This is a genomic window from Roseimicrobium gellanilyticum (assembly GCF_003315205.1).
Taxonomy (GTDB): domain Bacteria; phylum Verrucomicrobiota; class Verrucomicrobiia; order Verrucomicrobiales; family Verrucomicrobiaceae; genus Roseimicrobium; species Roseimicrobium gellanilyticum.
Genome location: NZ_QNRR01000011.1, coordinates 98,911 through 120,167, shown reverse-complemented (window position 1 = coordinate 120,167; position 21,257 = coordinate 98,911). Strand labels below are relative to the sequence as shown.

General features: G+C 60.0%; 20 protein-coding genes. 12 read left to right on the top strand and 8 right to left on the bottom strand.

From position 1 onward, the window contains the following. Positions 1-5: 5 nt before the first annotated feature. Positions 6-1,283: a site-specific integrase gene (locus DES53_RS24835; RefSeq protein ID WP_113961033.1), complete on the bottom strand. Its 1,278-nt coding sequence runs from the start codon at positions 1,281-1,283 to the stop codon at positions 6-8. An 831-nt stretch (positions 1,284-2,114) separates the two neighbouring features. Between DES53_RS24835 and DES53_RS24825 the strand changes: the two genes are divergently transcribed. Both DES53_RS24825 and DES53_RS24820 read left to right on the top strand, forming a co-directional pair. After that, a complete protein-coding gene (locus DES53_RS24825; protein ID WP_113961031.1) occupies positions 2,115-2,816 on the top strand; it encodes a metallophosphoesterase family protein in 702 nt (233 codons plus the stop codon). A 42-nt stretch (positions 2,817-2,858) separates the two neighbouring features. Beyond that, complete coding sequence (locus DES53_RS24820) at positions 2,859-3,227, top strand: glyoxalase superfamily protein (protein ID WP_113961030.1); 369 nt, start codon at positions 2,859-2,861, stop codon at positions 3,225-3,227. Between the two features lie 104 nt (positions 3,228-3,331). On the opposite strand, the gene DES53_RS24815 is transcribed toward DES53_RS24820, so the two are convergent. The 4 genes from DES53_RS24815 to DES53_RS24800 form a co-directional block, all read right to left on the bottom strand. Then, positions 3,332-3,580 carry a hypothetical protein gene (locus DES53_RS24815; RefSeq protein WP_113961029.1) on the bottom strand — a complete coding sequence of 83 codons (249 nt, stop codon included), beginning with the start codon at positions 3,578-3,580 and terminating at the stop codon, positions 3,332-3,334. Between the two features lie 716 nt (positions 3,581-4,296). After that, positions 4,297-5,103: a restriction endonuclease gene (locus tag DES53_RS24810; RefSeq protein ID WP_113961028.1), complete on the bottom strand. Its 807-nt coding sequence runs from the start codon at positions 5,101-5,103 to the stop codon at positions 4,297-4,299. A 67-nt stretch (positions 5,104-5,170) separates the two neighbouring features. Beyond that, entirely contained in the window at positions 5,171-5,569 is a 399-nt protein-coding gene (locus DES53_RS24805; RefSeq protein WP_113961027.1) for a PD-(D/E)XK nuclease superfamily protein, read from the bottom strand. Further along, the gene (locus DES53_RS24800; protein WP_211325674.1) at positions 5,556-6,521 is read right to left on the bottom strand and encodes a DNA-methyltransferase; all 966 of its coding nucleotides are present in this window, start codon (positions 6,519-6,521) and stop codon (positions 5,556-5,558) included. The genes DES53_RS24805 and DES53_RS24800 overlap by 14 nt, the downstream gene beginning before the upstream one ends. Before the next feature lie 744 nt (positions 6,522-7,265). Here DES53_RS24800 and nuoD point away from each other — a divergent pair. The 10 genes from nuoD to DES53_RS24750 all read left to right on the top strand — a co-directional run bounded on the left by nuoD (position 7,266) and on the right by DES53_RS24750 (position 17,489). Continuing rightward, a complete protein-coding gene (nuoD, locus tag DES53_RS24795) occupies positions 7,266-8,513 on the top strand; it encodes an NADH dehydrogenase (quinone) subunit D (protein WP_113961026.1) in 1,248 nt (415 codons plus the stop codon). A 26-nt stretch (positions 8,514-8,539) separates the two neighbouring features. After that, positions 8,540-9,040 carry an NADH-quinone oxidoreductase subunit NuoE family protein gene (locus tag DES53_RS24790; RefSeq protein WP_113961025.1) on the top strand — a complete coding sequence of 167 codons (501 nt, stop codon included), beginning with the start codon at positions 8,540-8,542 and terminating at the stop codon, positions 9,038-9,040. Between the two features lie 123 nt (positions 9,041-9,163). Then, positions 9,164-9,580: a translation initiation factor IF-1 gene (gene infA, locus DES53_RS33970; RefSeq protein ID WP_342782376.1), complete on the top strand. Its 417-nt coding sequence runs from the start codon at positions 9,164-9,166 to the stop codon at positions 9,578-9,580. A 65-nt stretch (positions 9,581-9,645) separates the two neighbouring features. Beyond that, entirely contained in the window at positions 9,646-10,440 is a 795-nt protein-coding gene (locus DES53_RS24780; RefSeq protein WP_113961024.1) for an RDD family protein, read from the top strand. Between the two features lie 33 nt (positions 10,441-10,473). Next, positions 10,474-11,019, top strand: a complete 546-nt coding sequence (locus DES53_RS24775; protein WP_113961023.1) for a ribonuclease H-like domain-containing protein — start codon at positions 10,474-10,476, stop codon at positions 11,017-11,019. A 486-nt stretch (positions 11,020-11,505) separates the two neighbouring features. Further along, entirely contained in the window at positions 11,506-11,778 is a 273-nt protein-coding gene (locus DES53_RS24770) for a WXG100 family type VII secretion target (protein ID WP_113961022.1), read from the top strand. Positions 11,779-11,840: 62 nt separating this feature from the next. Next, on the top strand, positions 11,841-12,389 hold the full coding sequence (locus DES53_RS24765) for a hypothetical protein (protein ID WP_113961021.1): 549 nt from the start codon (positions 11,841-11,843) through the stop codon (positions 12,387-12,389). Continuing rightward, positions 12,386-12,598, top strand: coding sequence for a hypothetical protein (locus tag DES53_RS24760; protein WP_113961020.1), 213 nt, complete (start codon positions 12,386-12,388; stop codon positions 12,596-12,598). Before DES53_RS24765 ends, DES53_RS24760 begins: the two co-directional genes overlap by 4 nt. A gap of 13 nt (positions 12,599-12,611) precedes the next feature. After that, positions 12,612-16,523 (top strand): FtsK/SpoIIIE domain-containing protein, encoded by a 3,912-nt coding sequence (locus tag DES53_RS24755; protein ID WP_245958255.1) that lies wholly within the window; start codon positions 12,612-12,614, stop codon positions 16,521-16,523. A 207-nt stretch (positions 16,524-16,730) separates the two neighbouring features. Then, positions 16,731-17,489: a Nif3-like dinuclear metal center hexameric protein gene (locus tag DES53_RS24750; RefSeq protein ID WP_113961132.1), complete on the top strand. Its 759-nt coding sequence runs from the start codon at positions 16,731-16,733 to the stop codon at positions 17,487-17,489. Positions 17,490-17,576: 87 nt separating this feature from the next. Here DES53_RS24750 and DES53_RS24745 read toward each other — a convergent pair whose 3' ends face one another. Genes DES53_RS24745 through DES53_RS24735 form a run of 3 tightly spaced genes read right to left on the bottom strand, consistent with a single transcriptional unit; the run spans position 17,577 to position 21,222 of the window. After that, on the bottom strand, positions 17,577-19,472 hold the full coding sequence (locus DES53_RS24745; protein WP_113961018.1) for a DUF1549 and DUF1553 domain-containing protein: 1,896 nt from the start codon (positions 19,470-19,472) through the stop codon (positions 17,577-17,579). An 11-nt stretch (positions 19,473-19,483) separates the two neighbouring features. After that, on the bottom strand, positions 19,484-19,783 hold the full coding sequence (locus DES53_RS24740; RefSeq protein WP_113961017.1) for a hypothetical protein: 300 nt from the start codon (positions 19,781-19,783) through the stop codon (positions 19,484-19,486). 8 nt (positions 19,784-19,791) lie between these two features. Then, positions 19,792-21,222, bottom strand: coding sequence for a DUF1501 domain-containing protein (locus DES53_RS24735; RefSeq protein ID WP_113961016.1), 1,431 nt, complete (start codon positions 21,220-21,222; stop codon positions 19,792-19,794). Positions 21,223-21,257: the final 35 nt, after the last annotated feature.

Below are 21,257 nucleotides of genomic sequence, written 5' to 3'. Positions count from 1 at the left end.
AGGGGTCATGCTGTGGGCGAACGCACCACAGCCAGGGCGCCCGACAGACCTGGAACAAGTCGTTGCTTCGTGTCCACGTAGTGCTGGCTAGTAATGTGAATGTCCCGGTGCCGCAGTGCACGCGATGCAACGTAGATGCCGTATCGCGAACACATCAGACTGCCAAACTCCTTACGTAGAGTGTGGAGTGGAGTGCGTGTGTTAACCCCGGCATTCCGCAGCCATTTTGTGGTGGCATCGAACACTTTGGTGCACCTGTAGGCCGAATAGCCAACGTTGAGTCTGGGAGATGAGGGAGCTTCGACCACAAAGGCACTCGTTGAGTTTCCCCTCAGCGTTTGGAGAGCATGCATCAGTTCTCGGTCGACATTTACGTCGCCCAGTGACTCTTCCGTCTTGGGTCTGAAGTAGTCGGTTGCTTGCAGGCGAATCGTGTTCTCGTCCCACCGAAACGAGCTCCACTCGAGTTTGTCAATTTCATTCCGCCGAAGACCGGCGAGAGCCGCCAGGAGAAATACTTTCAATTGTGCAGATGGAAGCCGATCAATGTCCCGCTCCTTATTACCATGGAGTGCTAAATCGATTAGATGGTCGAGATCGATCTCGCTGTGATATCGCATTGACTGCCGGGGCTCCAAACCCACCCCTTCGAATGGATTGTGAATGAGTTTACCTTCCTCTAAATACTTCAACGCGTTTCCACTGAAGAGTGACTTTGCCTGACGCAGCTGGGAATTCAGAGAGTTCTTAGCCCGCCGGGAAACGGAGGGGCCCTTACTCGCTGCCGTAGCTAGAATCTTGTGGCGCCATTGCTCGATCTTCAGAGTGGTGATTGACGAAAGCATTGTCTGATCAATTCGGGCTTGGCGTCTCCGCAGATCATCCCGGGAGCTATTCCTGGGCGCCGCACCCATGCCAAGAATGTGACCCACGATGAGGCGAAAAGCCCGGCAGTAGTCCGCCACTGTGCGGCGCTCGATATCGCTCCTTTCTGAAGCGACTTTGATTAGGTCTCCCACTGTGGCCACCTTGCCAGCGGCCCTGTGCTTCTTGGGCTTACGCTCCGCCAACGTTTCATCCCAGCCCTTGGCAACGAGGGAGAGATAGATCTGGCGGGCTTTTTCCGCAGCTTTGTCTTGGTTGTTGGTTTGTAGCGCGAACGTTTCGCGCCGACCTCTGTATTGAATCTTCACATAAAGCTGCTGAATCTCCCGACCCGATTTACTAACTTTGGGTCTGAAGACGACGCTGCGCCAATGCCGGATATCTGTCTTTGAATGCATGGCAAAAAGCAGGACACTTTTTGGACACTTTCACTGTCCGCGTTCGACTCAACATGTCAACGAGTGACCGAGCCAATTTGCCACAAAATGTTGGAGTACAACAATTTAGTGTGACAATGGCGGACAATGAGCGACAATCGGTGACAATGTTCTCACTGATTTGTAATCAGCAGGTCGTCGGTTCGAGTCCGACAACTGGCTCCATTCAGGATGAACGGAGTGTGCGAATCGGTCGAGCAGTTGAGATGCATGCGCCGTGCAAAATTCGCCCATTTCCTGGACCTTGTTTTTGAGGGGAGCGTTCGCGCAAGTAGGTACAAAACTCGGAAGCAGCGTCGGGATCATGAGATGCAATGCATGAAGCTGGATGACGGCACCGTTGCAATTTCGGGAATGGACTTCTGAGTTGGTCCTGCCGCTTCGCGGTTGTGTCTGCTGAGGCCATCCAAGTGGATACAAATCCCATCTGTTACATCCTTGGGATCCTCATGGAAAACATCTGGGGTGGGGGGAAGTATGCGGTTTAGGTAGGGAAACAGTTTTCCGGCGAATGGGCTCTGTGAGCCCGGTTTTCTTGGTGGGTCTCATGACGGCTGGAGGCGGCCTTGAGCACGATTCAGGAGAGGGCATGAATCGTGAATTTTCCTCCTGGCACCAGCAGTTTTTCCTGTGCTGCAAAAAACGTGCCGACTGGAGGTGATGGCGTGGGAGATGCTGGTGATGGGGGGCTCACGTGTACGGCTCTTTCACACAGAGGTGCTGGTTTTTTTGGTTTTTAGTCCTATTGAATAGTTGTTTTGCATCGTTGTCTTCCCTCCGTCACAAATCCCCATGCGAACCTTTGCCATTGGCGACATCCACGGCTGCCTCGCGGCCTTTGAGGCACTGCTCTCCATCGTGCCCTTGTCTTCCGAGGATGCGTTGGTGACCCTGGGGGACTATGTCGATCGCGGGCCGGATTCGTGTGGTGTCATCGAGAGGCTCATGGCCTTGCGCAGCACGCAAGTAGTGCAGCTCATCACGCTGCGGGGGAATCATGAGATTATGATGCTCATGGCGCATCGGGATGAGGCCATCATCCGTGATTGGTGCGACGCCGGCGGGGATGCCACCATCGCCTCCTACATGGGCACGAAGCTCGCGGGGATTCCGGATGCACATTGGGACTTTCTACAAAAGACACTGCCCTATCACGAGACTGCTACGCACATCTATGTGCACGCCACCGTGGATCCAGAGGCGCCCATGAATGAGCAGCAGGATCACATGCTTTACTGGGAGCGCTATTGGAACTCCGGACGCCACGTCTCCGGCAAGACCCTCGTCTGCGGCCACACCCCCCAGCGCAACGGCGAGCCCCGCGACTTCGGCCACGGCATCTGCATTGATACCTTTGCCTACGGAGGCCAGTGGCTCACCTGCCTGGAGCCTGCCACCGGTCAGTACTGGCAGGCGAATCAGAAGGGTGAAATGCGCGAGGGCATGCTGGGGCGTCCGATGACACCGGCTGCCGTGCAGGCGCCTCTGGCGTGAGACTTCACGCCTTCGTACCGCGTCTCCCCACTCCATACTGTCATGGCCTTCCAGCCCGCCATCCCTGTCTTTCGCATCTTCGACTACGATCAGGCTCTGGCCTTCTACCGCGACTGGCTTGGTTTCACCGTGGACTGGGAGCACCAGTACACACCTGATTACCCGCGCTACCTGCAAATCAGCCGCGGGGGCACCTTGCTTCATCTCACTGAGCATCACGGTGACTGCACTCCAGGTTCCAAGGCAGTGATTCATGTCGATGACGCCGATGCCCTGCATCAAGAAATCACCAGCATCCGCCGCCACCCGCGCATGAATCCCTCCGTACAGACCATGCCCTGGAATGCGAAAGTCGTGGAGGTGACGGATCCCTTCGGGAACAAGATTTGGTCCCACCAGAGTGTGGGGTGAGGCAGGACTGGCTGCGATGAAGACGAGTTGTGCGTCTTTAAGGAGCGGCCGCCTTCGCCAAGTGTCGCCCCGTAATCCCCGTCGCAGGCTTCGGGCTGCTAGCTTCAAGCCTCCAGCCCCAAGCCAAGTCCCAACCCCAGCTCCGGCTGCCTTTCCCCTGGGGCATTTCCATTCCCGGATCCCTGCCTCATCTGCCAGCGTACCGGATGCGGGTGGATGGGGCGTGCCTTCGCCTCATCCCACCAATGCATGCTGAAGATGGCCGCCAACTCCATGCCATCCCCCAGCCAAACTCGCACCGAATCGCCCTCTCCGGGCACGCGCTCAACGACATCATGAATGGGTGGGTTCATAAGTGTTCGAGTGAACACTTTGTTGGACGGATGTCAAGGGGGAGGTGAATGGTTCCGAGCGCCTGATTGATGGTGCTCCTACGATTCGGCAGGCTTCTTTGGCTTGGATGAACTCGCTAGTTCAACCATCTGCTTAGGAAATTTCGACGCCAGCCACTTTAGCACCTCGATTTGGTCAGGTGCTGGAGCACGCCTGATTTGAACCAGAAGTTTGTGAGCGGTTGGTCTTTGCAGCGTGATGTTTGAGGCACCCTCATTACAAACAGAACAAATGGCCCGGAGGTCGCTCAACTCGGGCAAGCATACTTGTGGTTCGCCAGCTATCCAATCTATGTAGAGCCGCACCCGACGCGTGTTGTCATAGGGATCTGGTTCACCAGACACTGCACCACACCTACTACAGGCAATGTCATCTTGTTCGATGAGGGTGGAAACGAGCTGTAGCGGAATTGAGCGGTCGAACCACGGAAGTGGAGCGGGGTTGTGAAGGACAAACGATGCGGGAGTGTCTGCATCTAATCTTTCAATCACGTATCCCTGGCTTTCCGACAGCTCTCGAATGGCATCCTCAACGGCAGATGTTCCGTAGTCTGACCCACCCAGTGACGCAATGCTGAGCCCCTTGCCAATGTTTCGAAGCAAGTGTCCTCGAACCGTTTTGCAAACCAGTGAGTCTGTATGCATGTGTCCTCCTGAGGGAGGCACTAGCCGGCGCTTCACAAAGTGTCAAACCAACCTTCGTCGATTTCCACGTGCTCAACTTGCGTGACTTTGACGCCAAGACCCAGTGTCTTGAGTTTTGCGACCAATTTGCTGCCGTCGTAGAGGTCAATTGCAATGGCTCCGTCACGATTCGATTCCTTGATGGCTTCTCTCGTGAAATGCCCTGTCGTGATCAATAAGCCCTTGTCGGCTCTACCCTGCATGGCTCCTCGAAAATCTCGAACCACAGGTGCGCCGACGCCGCCTTTGTGGCGCTTGCATTGAAACACCACGCGGAAGCTAAGCATGCCATTGATAGTGGCAATGCCCCGGCCATCGATGCCTCCATCGTTCGTATTGCCGGTGATTTCCACCTGGCTGAATCCCGTTTCGCGGAGCACGCGCTGGATTAATCTCTCAAACGCCTTGGGAGAGAGCCTATCGATTAGAAAGCGAAGAAGTGTTTCCTCCCACGAGGAGGCATTCATCTCAGCTTCTGTCTCTCGTTCGGTGGCCTCGCCAAGGTTCTTCAGGGTTCCGGTCTTGCCCTTCGCGGTCAATGCCCAAATTCCGCGAATAGAATTTTCCAAGAAGCCAAGCTGCTTCAGGTAAGTCCAAGACCACGCGAGCTCATAGTCGAGATGGGTGCGATTGTAGGTCGCGGAGCGTGTCTTGTGTTTCTGCTCCACTATTTCATCGGGGAGCTTCAGTAAGGCGATGACTTCTTGAACCAACTCCTCTTTTGAAGCTGAGCCGCCAAGCTTCTGCAGGGCTTCCAAGGAGGCCTGCATGAGAGTCTGACGGTGGGGAAATTCAGCCATGAGTTTGGCGAGGATGTTACAGAACAGAGCAGGTCACATTCAAAGCGCAAGGCGCAAGACTTCCCCCTCACTCCAACTCCAGCCCAAAGAACAACCGCAGCCACGGCTCCACGTCCTCGAACTCCACGGCTTTGCCGGTGGAGATGAGGAAGGACTTCATGTTCTCGGTGAATCCTTCGCCGGCGAAGACGACGATGCCGGGGATGGGCCAGGCGGCGATGTCTTGAATCACGGAGGGAATCTTCTCCTCGGCAGTGCCTTCCACGCCCTGGAACTTGCACTCGATGCCCAGGGTCTTGCGCGTGACGGGGTCGGTGAGGACGACATCGATGCGACGGCGGGCTCCCCAGATGCGGCGGGCGACGACCACCTGTTCGCGTGCCTGCAGGCCGAGCTTGGCGGCCAGTTCCATGCACAGCTTCACGAGCTGCGCTCCGTTGGCGACTGCCGTCTTACGCCCAGCCATGTTGATTCAATGAGGGATGATGTGGTGTGATGGAAGATGATGCCGACGATGCGGGTGTGGACAGCGCATGGCTCACGCGCTTCACCGCGAGCGTGGCGTGGTCGCGCTCCATCTCGGTGCCGACGAAGCGTCGTCCCGTGCGCAAGGCAGCGACTCCCGTGGTGCCGCTGCCCATGAAGGGGTCATAGACCAGCGCGCCTTCCTTGGTGGAGGAGAGGATGCAGCGTTCCACCAGGGTGAGCGGCTTCTGCGTGGGGTGCCTGCCGTGCTGCTTCTCGTCCTTGCCTGGCGCGGGGAAGCGCCACACGGACTTCATCTGCTTGCCGGTCACGGCCTTCATGGCGGCGTAGTTGAAGGTGTGCTTGCTCTTTGCGGACTTCGCGGCCCAGAGCACGGTTTCCGTGGCGTGGGTGAAGTAGCGGCAGGAGAGGTTCGGTGGGGGATTGGGCTTCTCCCAGGTGATGTCGTTGAGAATCTTGAACCCGAGCTGCTGCATCGCATAGCCCACGGAAAAGATGACGTGGTGCGTGCCGCTCACCCAGATGGTGCCGTCGGGCTTGAGCGCCTTCTGGCACCACTCCAGCCAGGCGAGGTTGAACTCATGGTTCAGCTCCGCGCCGCGGGACTTGTCCCAGTCGCCCTTGTCCACCTTCACCATGCGGCCGTTCTTGCAGGTCATGCCGCCGTTTGAGAGGAAGTAGGGCGGGTCGGCGAAGATAGTGTCAAACACGCCATTCGGATGCAGGTCCACCGCGGCCTCCATGAGCGCGAGGCAGTCGCCCTGGTAGAGCCACGCGCCGTGTTGCTTGTCCTCATGAATGAGCCGCGGCGCATCCGTGGGACCTACGCTGGCGACAATCGGCGCCTGTTTCACCAGCCACTCCGGCCGCAGCACCGGGTCCGCAGTGTCGGACTTCGGTTTTTTGCTGGGAGCATTTCGGCGGGACGACATTCCCTGTTCAATCGAATACGCGGGGGGCGAGTCAAGCACGATTCGAGAGTTCACGCGGAAGATACGTGTAACTTTGAGCGGCAGGCGGGTGGTGCGGAGAGGATTAGCCGCAAAAAGACGCAAAAGGCTCAAAAGGGTGGGCGGAAGGGAGTGGCGGGTGAAGGAGACGCTTCGGGTTAACCGCAAAGGGGCAGAGGGGCAAAGGACGCAGAGGGGGGGAGGGTTTTGGGTCCGCGGTGCGCGGCACGGGGTGGGGTAGTTGCGTTTCGAAGCAGAGGAGGCAGAGACGCGCAGGTGGAGCGTTCGCTCTGACTGAATGAGGTAGCCGCAAAAAGACGCAAAAGGCTCAAAAGAGTGGGGGATGGCCGGAGAAGGCCCGCAAGCATCCCTCCGCGCCCTCTGCCTCCTCCGCATCGAGGGGCACCATTCTTGAGGCACATTCACCACTCATGATCCCATCCCCATAATCCTCTGCGTCCTTTGCCTCTCTGCCCCTTTGCGGTTAACCAGAAATGACCCAGCCACAGTGCTTCCACCCAGCGACCTCATCCCTTTTGAGACTTTTGCGTCTTTTTGCGGCGAACCCGCAGTCATGGCCCTGACCCAGACGGCTGAAGCCGTCGCTACTTTTGGGCTGCGCCCGTCCACTCCCCGATCGCGCTTGTGAAATTTTTCACAAATTGATCTTGCCGCACGCCCTGCCGCGGGCACTTTCCCTTTCAGCCCCTCCCTTCCGCCTCCCTCATGGCTACCACCGTCCGCGAACTTGAAGCTCCCGATGCCGCCGCGAAATCCGCGCTGCACGAAGAGGCGGTGTCAGACATGATTGGTGAGAAGCTGGTGCTGAACATGGGCCCCTCTCACCCGGCCACCCACGGCGTGCTCCGCCTGGTGCTGGAACTCGACGGTGAAATCATCACCAAGGCAGACCCGGATGTCGGCTACCTGCACCGTGGGGATGAGAAAATCGCCGAGAACATGCATTACAACCAGTTCGTGCCCTACACGGACCGGTTGGACTACTTGGCCCCCCTCGCCAACAACGTGGCCTACGCCATGACCGTGGAAAAGCTCATGGGCTGGGAACTCCCCGCCCGTGGCAAGGCCATCCGCGTCATCTGCTGCGAAATGGCCCGCATCTCCTCCCACCTGCTCGGTGTGGGGGTGTTTGCCATGGACGTGGGCGCCATGTCCGCGTTCCTGTACACCTTCACGGAGCGCGAGAAGCTCTACAATCTCAGCGAGCAGCTCACCGGAGCCCGCTTCACCACCAGCTACACCCGTGTCGGCGGCCAGACCCGCGACATGAATGAGGCCTTCATCACCGGCCTGAAGAAGTTCCTGGGTGAGATCCTCCCCGTCATCGATGAGCTGGAAGCCCTGCTCTCGAAGAACAGCATTTTCCTCGGCCGTACCCAGGGCCTCGGCGTCATCACGAAGGAAGACGCCATCACTTGGGGCATCACTGGCCCGAATGCGCGTGGCAGCGGTGTCGACTTCGACATCCGCAAAGCCAATCCCTATCTCGACTACGACAAGTACGAGTTCGACATCCCCATCGGCACCACGGGGGACAGCTATGACCGCTACCTCGTCCGCATGGAAGAGATGCGCCAGAGCGTCCGCATCCTGAATCAGGTGCTCGCTGACCTCCCCGGTGGCGCCATCAACGTGGGCGACCCCAAGGGCATGCTTCCGAAGAAGGAAGGCGTGCTCATGAAGATGGAGGAGCTCATCCACCACTTCATCGTCGCCACCCAGGGCCTCGATGCTCCCGCCGGCGAAGTGTATTTCGGCGCGGAGAATCCCAAGGGCGAACTCGGTTTTTATCTTTGCAGCAAGGGCGGCGGCGTCCCCTACCGCCTGAAGATTCGCAGCCCCTCCTTCATCAACCTGAGCATCCTGCCCAAGCTCCTCCCCGGCCACATGCTGAGCGACGTCCCTGCCATCCTTGGCAGCTTCGACTTCGTGATGGGCGAGTGCGACCGGTAGAATCTTTCTTTTTCAGATATCCGACCATGGCACTGGCAGTCCCCGCAGAGCTCGAAGCGAAGATGGATGAGGTAATCACGCATTACCCCGTCTCGAAGCGCAGTGCCGTGCTGCCGCTCCTTCACCTCATCCAGCATCACTTCCGCTACATCAGCGAGGAGGCGGTCACGTGGGTCGCGGCGAAGCTGGAGCTGGAGCCCATCAAGGTGCTGGAAGTGGTCACCTTCTACCCCGGCTTCCGCCAGACCGCGCCCGGGAAGTTCCACATCCGCGTGTGCCGCACGCTCTCCTGCGCCATGGCAGGCAGCTATGAATTGATGGACTCCCTGTGCAAGGTGACAAATATTGACCGCTCCCACACGGACCACCATCACCCCATCGCGGTGAGCCCGGACGGGAAGTACAGCATCGAGTTCGCCGAGTGCCTTGCGAGTTGTGGGTTCGGTCCGGTCTGCATGGTGGAGGATGACTTCCACGAAGCCATCCAGCCGGACAAGGCGGAAGACCTGCTGAAGAAGTACCAGTAAGGGGAAAAGCGGGCCGTCACCTCGGTCCGCCCTTTATCTCTGGCGAAAAACTCCTTGTCAGCGCCCTTGGGTGACGGCACGTTGCGGTTTCTGCTATTGCGCAGGATTTTGCTCATTGACTGCATGTCTTCCCCGTTCCGTCCTACCTTTCTCTCGTCCGAACTTTCATCGCCCGCCGGAGCTGGCTTTGGTCCCACCCAAGCCACCAGGCAGCCGAACAGGCCCGGTGGCGGACGTGGTCGTGGGGGTGGCGGCGGTCGCGGTCGCGGTCGTGGTGGCCCCATGGGTGGCGGCCGGTTTGGCCGGCCCGGACCTGAGGAGCCCACGAATCCTGAAGATGCCGTGGAAGTGGAAGGCACCGTGGCCGCTGTGCTCGCGGGCACCATGTTCCGCGTGAAGCTGCGCAATGGCCACATGGTCCTGGCCCACATTTCCGGAAAGATGCGCAAGCGGTTCATCCGTCTCGTGATCGGCGACGAAGTGAAGCTCGAAATGTCGCCCTACGATCCGGACAAGGCGCGTATCGTTTACCGTCTGTGACCGCGGCAGGAGCCTGCTGCGGTTCATGACCGCAGGTCCGCCTCACTCTCGCCAAGAGCTCCGCGATGTCTGACTATCACCTCACCATCGCGGACAAGCAGACTGGCCCACACAGCCAGTTCTACATCATCCAGGGCATCCGGGAGGGGCGCCTCCGTGGCAGCGAACTCATCTGGCGTCTTGGCATGGAAGGCTGGCAGCCGCTCCGTGAGCTGGAGGACTTCTCCAGCTACTGGCCGCCTTCGCCGGAGATGCTGGCCAAGGCAGAGTCCGCGAAAGAACTGGCCCGCACCGCGCTGGACCAGCCCCAGCCGTGGCTGCGCTTCTGGGCACGCATGCTGGACATGGCGTGGTTTTTCTGCGCCGTCACCTTCTTGCTGGGCTTGATTCTGCCGGAGTCTGCCCGGCAGTGGCTTGGGCAGATCGAGCGTCCGCTCATCCCGCTGGAGCCTTTCTTTCTACTTTTCTATGTTCCAGTGGAGGCCTGGATGCTCTCCCGCTATGGCACCACGCCGGGACGCTCCCTCCTGCGCATCCAGGTGCGTACCCTTCCTGGCGGTTTTCCTTCGTATCGGCAGGCCCTCCACCGCAGCCTGCTGGTGTATGTGAAAGGTCTCGCTCTGGGGCTTCCCTTCATCACCATGCTGGTCATGCTCTGGTGGAAGTTTCGCATCATGGAGTCGCGCGTCGCTCCCTGGGATGAATCGTCAGAGACCCGCGTGGAGCATGGCGAGCCGGAACCCTGGCGCTACGTCCTGCTCACCGGCATCGTCCTCGGCGTCGCCATGACCCTCGGCCTCCTGCTGGTGCAAAAGTGGCCCGAGCTTGAGGCAGCGAGGCGCAACTACTTGTCCAGGTGAGCGGCCTGTGCTTCATGAGGTGAAAGCAACCTCATGGCCGGCAGCATCGTCTACTTTGACCTCGAAACCCAGCGCACCGCCAACGACGTCGGCGGCTGGTCCAACAAGCACCAGATGGGCATGTCCATCGGCGTGACCTACAACGCCGGGCAGGGCGTGTACAACATCTACAGCGAGCAGATGGTGAACCAGCTCATCGCCGAGCTGCGCTCCGCCAGCCTCGTGATAGGGTTCAACCATGTGAGCTTCGACTACGGCGTGCTCGGAGGTTACTACGCCTTCGACCTTGCCATGGAACTGCGCAGCCTGGACCTCATGGTGGATCTGGAAAAGGAGCTCGGCCATCGCCCCAAGCTGGAGGACGTCGCCGTAGCCACCCTCGGCGTCGGCAAGACCGCCGAAGGTCTCCAGGCCATCCGCTGGTGGCAGCAGGGTAAGCTGGCCGAAATCGCCGAGTACTGCGCCTACGACGTGAAAGTCACCAAGTGCGTCCACGAATACGGCGCCCAGCACGGCCATGTGAAATACAAGGACCGCAACGGCAGGGAACAGCAGCTCGCGGTGAACTGGACGCTGTAGTTCAATAGCCGCAAAAGAACGCAGAGAACGCAAAGAAGGTTGGGTGCTGGGCGAGGTGATGTAGTGGGAGGGCTCGTTCCGCTTTGCGGGAGCACAGGTGCAGAGGCGACGTTCGGAAAGTAGAAGGCTTCTCCAGAAGCCTTGGAAGTTCGAGATTTCCGCGCCTCGTTTGACGGAGGCGCACGCCTGAAAGGCTTCTGGAGAAGCCTTCTACATTTCTCCCCCTTCCAGCCTCATCCTTTTGTGCTCTTTGCGCTCATTCCCTTCCGTCGGACATGCTTCACAATGGCCTTACACTACGGAGCAGACACCGTTTTCGAAGCGAAATCGCCCCACCCCGCAGACAAAATTTCGTGACATTCGCCTTCCGGCGCGGTTGGATCGAAAAGAATTTAGCCCTGCGCAACCCGGGTCTCCCCGGCGGGTTGGTGCTCGTATTCAATTTGATCCTTCCCCCATTCGTTTCCACCTCAATTTCCTACGTTTATGGCCCAGGCAATCATGGATCCCGAGGAAGTGCGCCGCTTCGCCAAGGAGCTCAAGCGCTTCAATGACGACGTGCAGGTCAAGGCCGGCGCGTTGCACGCCCGCTTCACTGCGCTGGGCAGCACCTGGCAGGACCAGGAGCATGAAAAGTTCGCGGAGGAGTTCATCACCACGATGAAGGCTCTGAAGAAGTTCACCGAGATTGCGGAGAAGCACACGCCCTTCCTCCTGCGCAAGGCGCAGCGCATCGAGCAATACCTCGACCAGCGTTGAACGTGAAGGTCCGGCGCGCGTCGAACATGGCGCTCCTTCCCGGCTAGCGGCATCCTCCCACCATGGCAGACCAGGCAAAAGTCACTTCGCTGGATGCGCTCGATTCTTTGCGGGCGGCATCCATCATTTTCATGACCAAGGCGCGCACCGCCGTGGACCAGGGCTCCGATGAAGTCCGTCGAGCCCGCTACTGGCTGGAGCATGACCGTCGCCCGCACTGGGAAAGCCAGCTGAAGCGCCGCACCGCCAACCTGCACCGCGCTGAGCAGGAGTTGCTTTCTGCCAAGTACTCCGAGTTCAATGACACCCAGACCATGCAGCGCTCCGCCGTGCGCAAGGCGAAGGAAGCGGTGGTCGAGGCCGAGGACAAGCTCCGCCGCATCAAAGGCTGGCTGCGGAATTTTGACACCTCCTTTGACCCTCTGACCAAGAAACTGGATGTCTTGCGCCAGTACCTGGACAATGATCTGCCCAAGGCTGTGGCGCACATTGTGCAGATCCAGCGCACGCTTGAGTCCTATGCGGAAGTGAGCCCGCTGCATGCCTCGGCGCCACCGGCAGCGGACCTCCCTCTGCCCGAAACCCCTGACGAGAAGCCTCCGACTGCATGAGTACCAAAGCCGCCGCCTCGAACCTTGGCCAGATACTCAAGGAATACTTGATTCAATGGCAGGACACCCGCAACTACTGGCGGGATGCCAAGAGTGCCGAATTCGAGCACAAGTACCTCGAAAAACTCCCGGGCTACGTCCAGATCACGAGGAATGTGATGGATGAGATGGACACTTTGCTTTCCAAACTGAAGCGCGATTGTGAATAAGACGATGACCGACATGCGAACAAGCCGGGGCATGCAGCTCCTGGAGACTCTGGAAAAGACCGTCGCGGAGTTCGCGAAGCGGGAGGAGGAGCTCAACAAGGATCTGCGCGCTCGCCAGCAGGCCGTCGAAAGACGGCTGCACGAGGCCTCCGGCCATACTGAGTCCCACCTCGCTGCGCAGGTCGCGGAGACGGAAGCCGCGCTGAAGGCCCAGGAGGAACGCATCGAGGCCAGGTACGCCAGCCGTCGCGCCCGCGTGGAACGCACACAGAAGAACCGTGTGAGGAACCTCCCCCGCCGTGCGCGTGAGACCCGAGATCGCTGGATGAGTGAGCTGCAGATGCAACGCTTCCGCCTGGAGCGGCAACTGGCCTCTGACCTCAATGCGCTGGAGCAGGGGATGGGCAATCCCACCCAGCATGTCCCGGCCTATTCGGAGCGGCAGGATCAGATGCGTCGGCAGGCGGGCACGCTCTTCGGCGGGTATGGTGGGTTCCTCCGCCGGCTGCGCCGCAAATCTCCGCGTGCAGGCGAGCCCGTGCCGCAGGATCCGGGCGTGCTTCACCAGATGCTGGTGGATGCCGGAGGTCATCTCGATGTGGCGGAGCAGGAACTCCCTGCCTTCAAGGCCCTGGCCCTGCCGAAGTTCTTCGCGATGGTCCCCCTGTGGATGATTTTCATCGTGGCGCTGCTCATTGGCGCGGCCATCATCTACGTGCCCGGAGCCTCGCAGACTTCAGTGACCATCGCGGGAATCGCGGCGGCGGCGATCTTCCTGGTCTTCTGGGTCCTGCACTTCATGGGCGGAAGCCAGGGCGGTGAGAGTGCGAAGCGCATTGCAGGCTCACTCGTTGAGGCGCGCCGGTTGCTGGATTTGGTGGCAGCGGGCTCGGACAAACTTCGCGAGGACATGAGGCAGCGCTATCAAGGCGCCATTGACGAAGCGAATGCGAACATCCAGGAGCAGAGCCAGCATGCGGACTCGGTGCAGAAGGAATTCGAGCGCACGGAGAAGGCCCGCATCGACGCGCAGTATCCGCGAGTGATGGCACGCATCGACGCGGCGCATAGTTCGAAGGTGGCTGCCATCACTTCCCAGGGACCTTCTCAGGTGCAGGGATTCCATGCACAGGCGGAATCACAGCGCCAGGAGGCCCGTGAACGCCACGCCACCGAGTCTTCCGCCTACTCCTCCCATGAGAAGACCTCCTGGGAGACACTGCAGTCGGACTGGAAGGAGCGCGTCACGCATCTGCATGAGGAGATCGTGCAGATGAATGAAACGGGGGATGCAGAGTTCCCGGCGTGGTCGCAGATCACGGCGGATACCTGGCAGCCTCCGCGCGACTTCACCTCCTTCTCACGGTTCGGACGTCTCGATGTGGACTTGGCCCAGCGGGTGTCTGTTCCCAAGGATCCGCGCCTGGCCCTGCCTGCCGGCACGACGTACTCGCTGCCCATCTCGCTTTCCATGCCGGATGAGGCTTCTGTGCTCTTCGAGGGCGGCATCTCCGGCGAACCCGCCGTGGTCGGCACGCTGAACAATATCATCCTGCGATTGCTCGCCAAGACGCCTCCGGGGAAGGTGGCCTTCACCATCATCGATCCGGTGGGGCTTGGACAAAACTTTGCCGGCCTCATGCACCTTGCGGATTATGAGGAGGGCATCATCAACCGCCGCATCTGGACCCAACGTGACCAGATTGAAGAACGCCTCGCGGAACTCGGTGAGCACATCGAGAAGGTGATCCAGATGTACCTGCGCAACGAGTACGCCACCATCACCGAGTACAATGAACAGGCGGGCAGTGTGGCAGAGAAGTATCACTTCCTCATTGTGGCGGACTTCCCGGCAAACTTCAGTGAAGTCGCCGCGCGCAGATTGCAGAGCATCGCCACCAGCGGCCCTCGCTGCGGCGTGTACACGCTCATCCACTGGGATCAGCGCCAGCCCCTGCCGGATGGCTTCTCGCCAGATGAACTGCAGCAGAGCAGCATCCGGCTCATCAAGCAGAAGGACCGTTTCATCCTCGGCTATCCGCAGGCGAAGACGGGCACCACGCTCACACTGGATGCGCCACCTCTGCCGGAGGATGCCGCCGCGCTTGCGCACCGCATCGGGAAGGCGAGCATTGACTCCAATCGTGTGGAGGTGCCCTTTGAGCAGATTGCGCCCGCGCCCGGAGAACTGTGGACCGGCGATACCACGAACGAACTGCGCATTGCCATCGGCCGCACCGGCGCCACGAAGCTGCAGTACCTCGCCATCGGCAAGGGCACGCGCCAGCATGCGCTCTTCGCGGGTAAGACGGGTTCCGGTAAGTCCACCCTCTTCCACATCATCATCACCAATCTCGCGCTCACCTGCAGTCCGGACCAGGTGGAGTTCTACCTCATCGACTTCAAGAAGGGCGTCGAGTTCAAGTGCTACGCGGAAAACAAACTGCCGCATGCGCGTGTGGTTGCCATCGAGAGCGATCGCGAATTCGGCCTCAGCGTGCTCCAGCGTGTGGATGATGAACTGAAACGTCGCGGGGACATCTTCCGCAAGCTGGGCGTGCAGGACGTGGCCGGCTACAAGCGAGCTGGCGGCGCCGAGCCCATGCCGCGCTCCCTGCTCATCATCGATGAGTTCCAGGAGTTCTTCGTCGATGACGACACCATTGCGCAGACTGCGTCACTGCTCTTCGACCGCATCGTGCGTCAGGGCCGTGCTTTCGGCATTCATGTGCTGCTCGGTTCGCAGACCTTGGGTGGCTCCTACTCGCTCGCCCGCGCCACCCTCGGTCAGATGGTCATTCGTGTCGCCCTGCAGTGCAATGAAGCGGATGCCTATCTCATCATGGATGAGAACAACGCCGCGCCACGCCTGCTCTCCCGTCCCGGTGAGGGCATCTACAACGACGCTGCCGGTGCCATCGAGGGGAACAGCCCCTTCCAGGTGTGCTGGCTCTCCGATGAAGAGCGCGATAAGTGGCTCGCGAAGGTGCACGAGATGGCCGTGGCCAAGAACGACGAGCATCCCGCTCCGGTCGTCTTCGAAGGCAATGCACCTGCCGACATCCGCGAGAACGAACGCCTGCGTCACTACCTGCTCAAGCCCCCGGCAACTGCACCCGTTGCTGCTCGTTGCTGGCTTGGCGCGCCGAATTCCATCAAGGGACCCACGGAAGCGGTCTTCCATCGCCAGAGTGGCAATCACTTGCTCGTAGTGGGCCAGCGCGACGAAGCGGCCGTGGTCATGCTCGGCATGTCCATGCTCTCCCTCGCCGCGCAGCATCCTCCTGGGACGCTGAAAATCGTGCTCTTCCACAGCGCGAATCCCGGCTCGCAGGATGCGGAGTTCTTTGAGCGCGTGGCCGGCATGGTCCCGCATGAGGTCACCGTGGCCCGTGGCCAGGACATCAGCGGCGCGATGGAGATCCTCTCCGAAGAACTGAAGACCCGCACCGTCAGTCCCGAACATGGTGCGGATGCCCCACGCACCTTCCTGATTGTGCACGGCCTGCACAAGTTCAAGAAGCTCCGCCAGGAGGACGACTTCTCCTTCTCGATGGATGATTCCTCCGGCTCGAATCCCGCCTCGCAGTTCAACACCCTCATCACCGAGGGTAGCGGTGCGGGTATCCACGTCATCACCACGGTGGACACGTACAATAATCTGAACCGCTCCATGAGCCGCAAGGCCCTGGGCGAATTTGAGATGCGCGTCGTCTTCCAGATGAGCGCCAACGATTCCGCCAGCCTCATCGACTCACCCAAGGCCGGAAACCTCGGCCTCCACCGCGCCCTCTACTACAACGAACAGGAAGGCACCCTCGAAACCTTCCGCCCCTACGCCGCCCCCGATGCCACCTGGCTTCAACAAGCCTCCGAGCATCTCGTGTCGCGTTCGGAGTTGTCGACGCTGTTGCCGAGTCCGTGAGTGAATTCGCGGACCGCTAATGGGCGCTAATCAACGCTAATAAAAACAAGTGATGGGAGCTGATTTCATTTTGGCATCAGCTCCTAATTTTTTGAGCCTTTTGCGTCTTTTTGCGGCTAATCCTGGCGGCGCTACATCACCCCTGACATCGCCTTTCCACATTCACTAGCGACTGCCGGCGTTGTGCTGGTATGCTACCATCCCCTCATGAAGCTCGCGGACCTCACCACGCATCTCAATAACCTGCTGCAAGTCAGCACCGTCCCGGACTACCCACCAGCACTCAACGGTCTGCAGCTTCAAAACACTCGCGGTGAGATCACAAAGATTGCCGCTGCCGTGGACGCCCACCTGCCCGTGGTGAAGGCCGCCATCGCCCGCGGCTGCGATCTCCTGCTCGTGCATCACGGTCTCTTCTGGAGCGGCCTCCAGCCTATCACCGGCGCCATGTTTGAGAAAATCAAACTCGCCACCGAAAACAATCTCGCCATCTACAGCGCTCACCTTCCGCTCGATGGCCATCTCGACCTTGGAAACTCCATCTTGCTCGGACGTGCCATCGAACCCGATGCGGCATGGGAACCTTTCTTCCCCTACAAAGGCTTCAACATCGGCGTCCGCGCCACCGTCGAGATCCCACGCATCGAGCTCGTGCAACGCTTCGAGCAAGCCATCGAAGGCAAATCCCACATCTGCGCAGCAGGCCCGGACATCGTGAGGAACATCGGCATTGTCACGGGCGGCGCAGGTTCCGAAGTCGCCGCCATGAAAGCCCTGGGCATTGACACCTTCCTCACCGGCGAAGGCCCCCACTGGAGCTACACCCTCGCCGAAGAGTTGGGCGTGAATCTCCTCTACGGCGGTCACTACGCCACCGAGACCTTCGGCGTCGTCGCCCTCGCAGAACATCTGAACAACACCTTCGGCCTTCCGTGGGAGTTCATCGATCATCCCACGGGGATGTAGCTCCAAAGTAGCTTCGGCTTCAGCCGCATTCAGTATCAGGGGGCATTCCATTCGGCTGAAGCCGAAACTACTTTTGAATGCGCCCCCTCAATCCACCCAGACAAACGCATTCGAGTTCAGCACCGCGAGGCAATAGTCCGTCAACGCCTGCTGCAAGGTCTCCGTATGCGCCGTGTGCTTCTGCAAAAACGCCGCACCTACCGCAAGCTCCTCCTTTGTCGGCTCACGCGAAAGCAGCACCCGACTCGTCACCTTCACCAGCATCTCCGGCGCACTATCGCCACCGCTCTCGCTCATCACCTTCTTCGCAAGCTCTCTTGCCGTCTCCTGACTCACCTCCGAGTTGAACAGCAGCAGCGCCTGCGGCGCTGTTGTGGATTCACCGCGTCGCGCGCAACTGATGAGCGCATCCGGCCGGTCGAACAAGTCAAACAACGGATACCGCAGATTCCTCCGCGAGAACGTGTACACGCTCCGTCTCGCGTGCTCTGTGGGATCCTTCGTCACATCTTCCCGCTGCTTCTTCAGCAGGTTGTTGCGCACCTCCAAAGGCAGCGGCAGTCGCACACTCGGACCACCCGCCTTTGGATTGAGATGATCTGAAGTGTAAAGCATCGCATCACGAATCGCCTCACCCGTAAGACGCTTCCGCGGCATGCGGGAGTAGAGATTATTCTCCGGGTCCTTCGCCAGCGCGGATTCCCACGCAGCACCTTTGCCTACACTCTGCTGTCGGTACGTGGCTGAGAGCACAATCATCCGGTGCATCTTCTTCAAGCTCCAGCCCTGACGTGGCAACTCCATCGCCAGCCAGTCCAGCAGTTCCGCATTGGTCGGCTTGTCCCCCTGCTTCCCAAAATCACTCGCACTCACCACGAGCCCCTTGCCAAAGTGTTGCTGCCACAACCGATTCACCGCCACCCGGAGGAAGAGCGCATTGTCCTTCGTTGCCAGCCAATCTGCCAACGCCTCGCGGCTCCCACCCGCAACCTCTCCACGCGGATTGGCAATGCGCGGATATCCAGGCTGCACCTCAGGTCCCGCACGGCGTACGTCTCCACGCACATACGCATGGCTCACAGGACGCGGCCCATCTGCCTCGCGCATCTCCGGCCCCAGCTGACGGTCCCGCGCGATGGGCGGCAGCACATCAAAGAACGCCCGAAGCCGGTAGAAGTCCGCCTGACTCACGGCGTCATAGGGATGATCGTGGCATTGCGCACAGCTCATCGTGAGCCCCAGAAACACCGACCCCACCGTGGACGTCATGTCATTGAGCACAAAGTGCCGGCGCTCATCCTGATTGTTGATGTCCGGCATGTCCGGTCCCGAAAGCAGGAACCCAGTCGCCGCCGCCTCACCACCTTCCATCTTGTCCCCTGCGATCTGATGGCGCACAAACGCATCAAACGGCATGTCCCGATTCAGCGCGGAGATGACCCAGTCGCGGTACTTCCACGCATGCTTGCGCTCGATGTCGTGCTCGAAGCCATCCGTCTCCGCAAAGCGCGCCAGGTCCAGCCACGGCTGTGCCGCAGCTTCCCCATACTGCGGTGAAGCCAGCAGGCGATCCACATACGCCGCATACGCATCATCACTCGGATTCGCCACGAACGCCGCCACCTCCGCCTCCGCAGGCGGCAGGCCGATGAGGTCAAAGGTCACGCGCCGCAGCAGCGTGGCCGCATCCGCCTGAGGCAGAAGCTTGAGTCCCACCTTTTCCAGTTCAGCTTCCACGAATCGATCCACCTCATTTCGTATCACACCCTGATGCGCTACCGTGGGTAGTACCGGCGTGCTCAGCGGCACAAAGGCCCAATGCTGCCGATCCTTCTCCGTGATGACCGGTTCATCCTTCACGGGGTCGGCAGAGGCCCGAATGGCCCTGGCGGAAAGGGCCGGAGGTCCATGCAGCGACAGCAGCGCGCAGGGCAGGATCATCGCCCGTGTGAGTGTGGTGAAACTGACAGTCCTGCGATTCATGAGTGACCGTCCTAGCTCTTTAGAAAATGGATAGTCGCAAAGATGTTGAGGGCAAAGTACAGGGTCGCCAACATCGCATACAGATCCCGCCGTGCTGCGAGCAAAATGAGTGCGAGCGTCGCAGCTCCCGCATAAAAGGGCGATTCCAGTAGGGCAGCCATCGCACGCGTGTTTTCAAAGATGAATGCCAGGAGCCTCCACGGTGAGCGGAGGGCGGTTTCCCAACTGTCGATGAGCCAGACCAGGCAGCTCAAAACAGATATAATCGCCGCACTTAGGAGTGCCCTCTGAATGTAGGAAGGAGACGGCATGGCAATGCTCACACGAGTATCGACTTCACCACATTCCCCGCCACATCCGTGAGTCGCTCATCCCGTCCGTTGTGTCGGAAGGTGAGGTTCTCGTGATTGATGCCCAGCAGATGCAGGACGGTGGCGTGCAGGTCATGCACATGCACCTTGTCCCGCTCCGCACGCAGGCCAAAGTCATCCGTGGCGCCATGCACGTGGCCGCCCTTCACTCCCGCCCCGGCGAAGACCGTGGTGTAGCCGTAGGGATTGTGGTCGCGGCCCTTGCCCTTTTCGCTCATGGGCATGCGGCCGAATTCGCCGCCCCAGATGACCAGCGTATCCTCCAGCAGACCGCGCTGCTTCAGGTCGCGGATAAGTCCTGCGACCGGCTTATCAGTCTTGGCGCAGTGGGCAGTGTGGTTGTCCAGCACATCCTCATGCGCGTCCCAGCCATTGGTATCGCCGGAGTAGAGCTGCACAAAGCGCACCCCGCGCTCCACCAGTCGACGCGCCAGCAGGCAGCGCGTGCCGAAGTCACGCGTCACCGGATCATCCAGTCCGTAGAGATTCTTCGTCGCCTCGCTCTCGCTGGAGATGTCCACTGCCTCCGGCGCGGCGCTCTGCATGCGCCAGGCCAGTTCATAGGACTCCAGCCGCGCCGCGAGTTGCGTGTCGTGATCGCGCTCGTCGAGGTGCAGTTGATTCAACTCATGCAGCACATCCAGCGTGCTGCGCTGACGCTCCGCCGTCATCCCTTCCGGTCGCTGCAAATGCAAAATCGGATTCGGCCCCGGCCGCACTGGCGTGCCTTGATACGTCGCAGGCAAAAATCCACTGCCCCACGCAGGTGCACCGCCTTTGAGTCCACCACCCGGGTCCGGCATCACCACGAAGGAAGGCATGTCCGCGTTCTCCGAACCCAGACCATACGAGACCCAGCTACCCATGCTCGGCTTGCCCATGAGGATGCTGCCCGTGTTCATCTGGTACACGGACTGCGGATGATTCACGCTGTCGCCATGGCAGCTCCGGATGACGCATAACTCATCCGCCACACCCGCCATGTGCGGGAGGAAATCGCTCATCTCAATCCCGCTCCGCCCACGTGGCGCGAAGGGCTTCACCGGACCCAGCAGGGGATTCTGCGCCACCTTGCGACGTGTTTCGAAGGTGCCCACGCTCTCCGGCAGCGGTTTGCCCGCCCACTTCATGAGTTCCGGCTTTGGGTCGAAGAGGTCCACATGACTCGGCCCCCCATGCATGAAGAGCCAGATGACCCGCTTCGCCTTCGCAGGGAAATGGGTCCGCTGCGCCGCGAGGGGATTCCCTGAACCCGTCATCGGGCCGGAGGCCAGCAGGCCGTCTTGCTGTAGCAGATGCGTCAGCGCAATACTGCCCATGCCACCGAGAAAACGTCGGCGGTCCGTGGACAGGTGCGGGGAGCAGGAGCAGGCAGCCATGGTTCAGGCGTAGATGACGAACCCTCATCGGGATT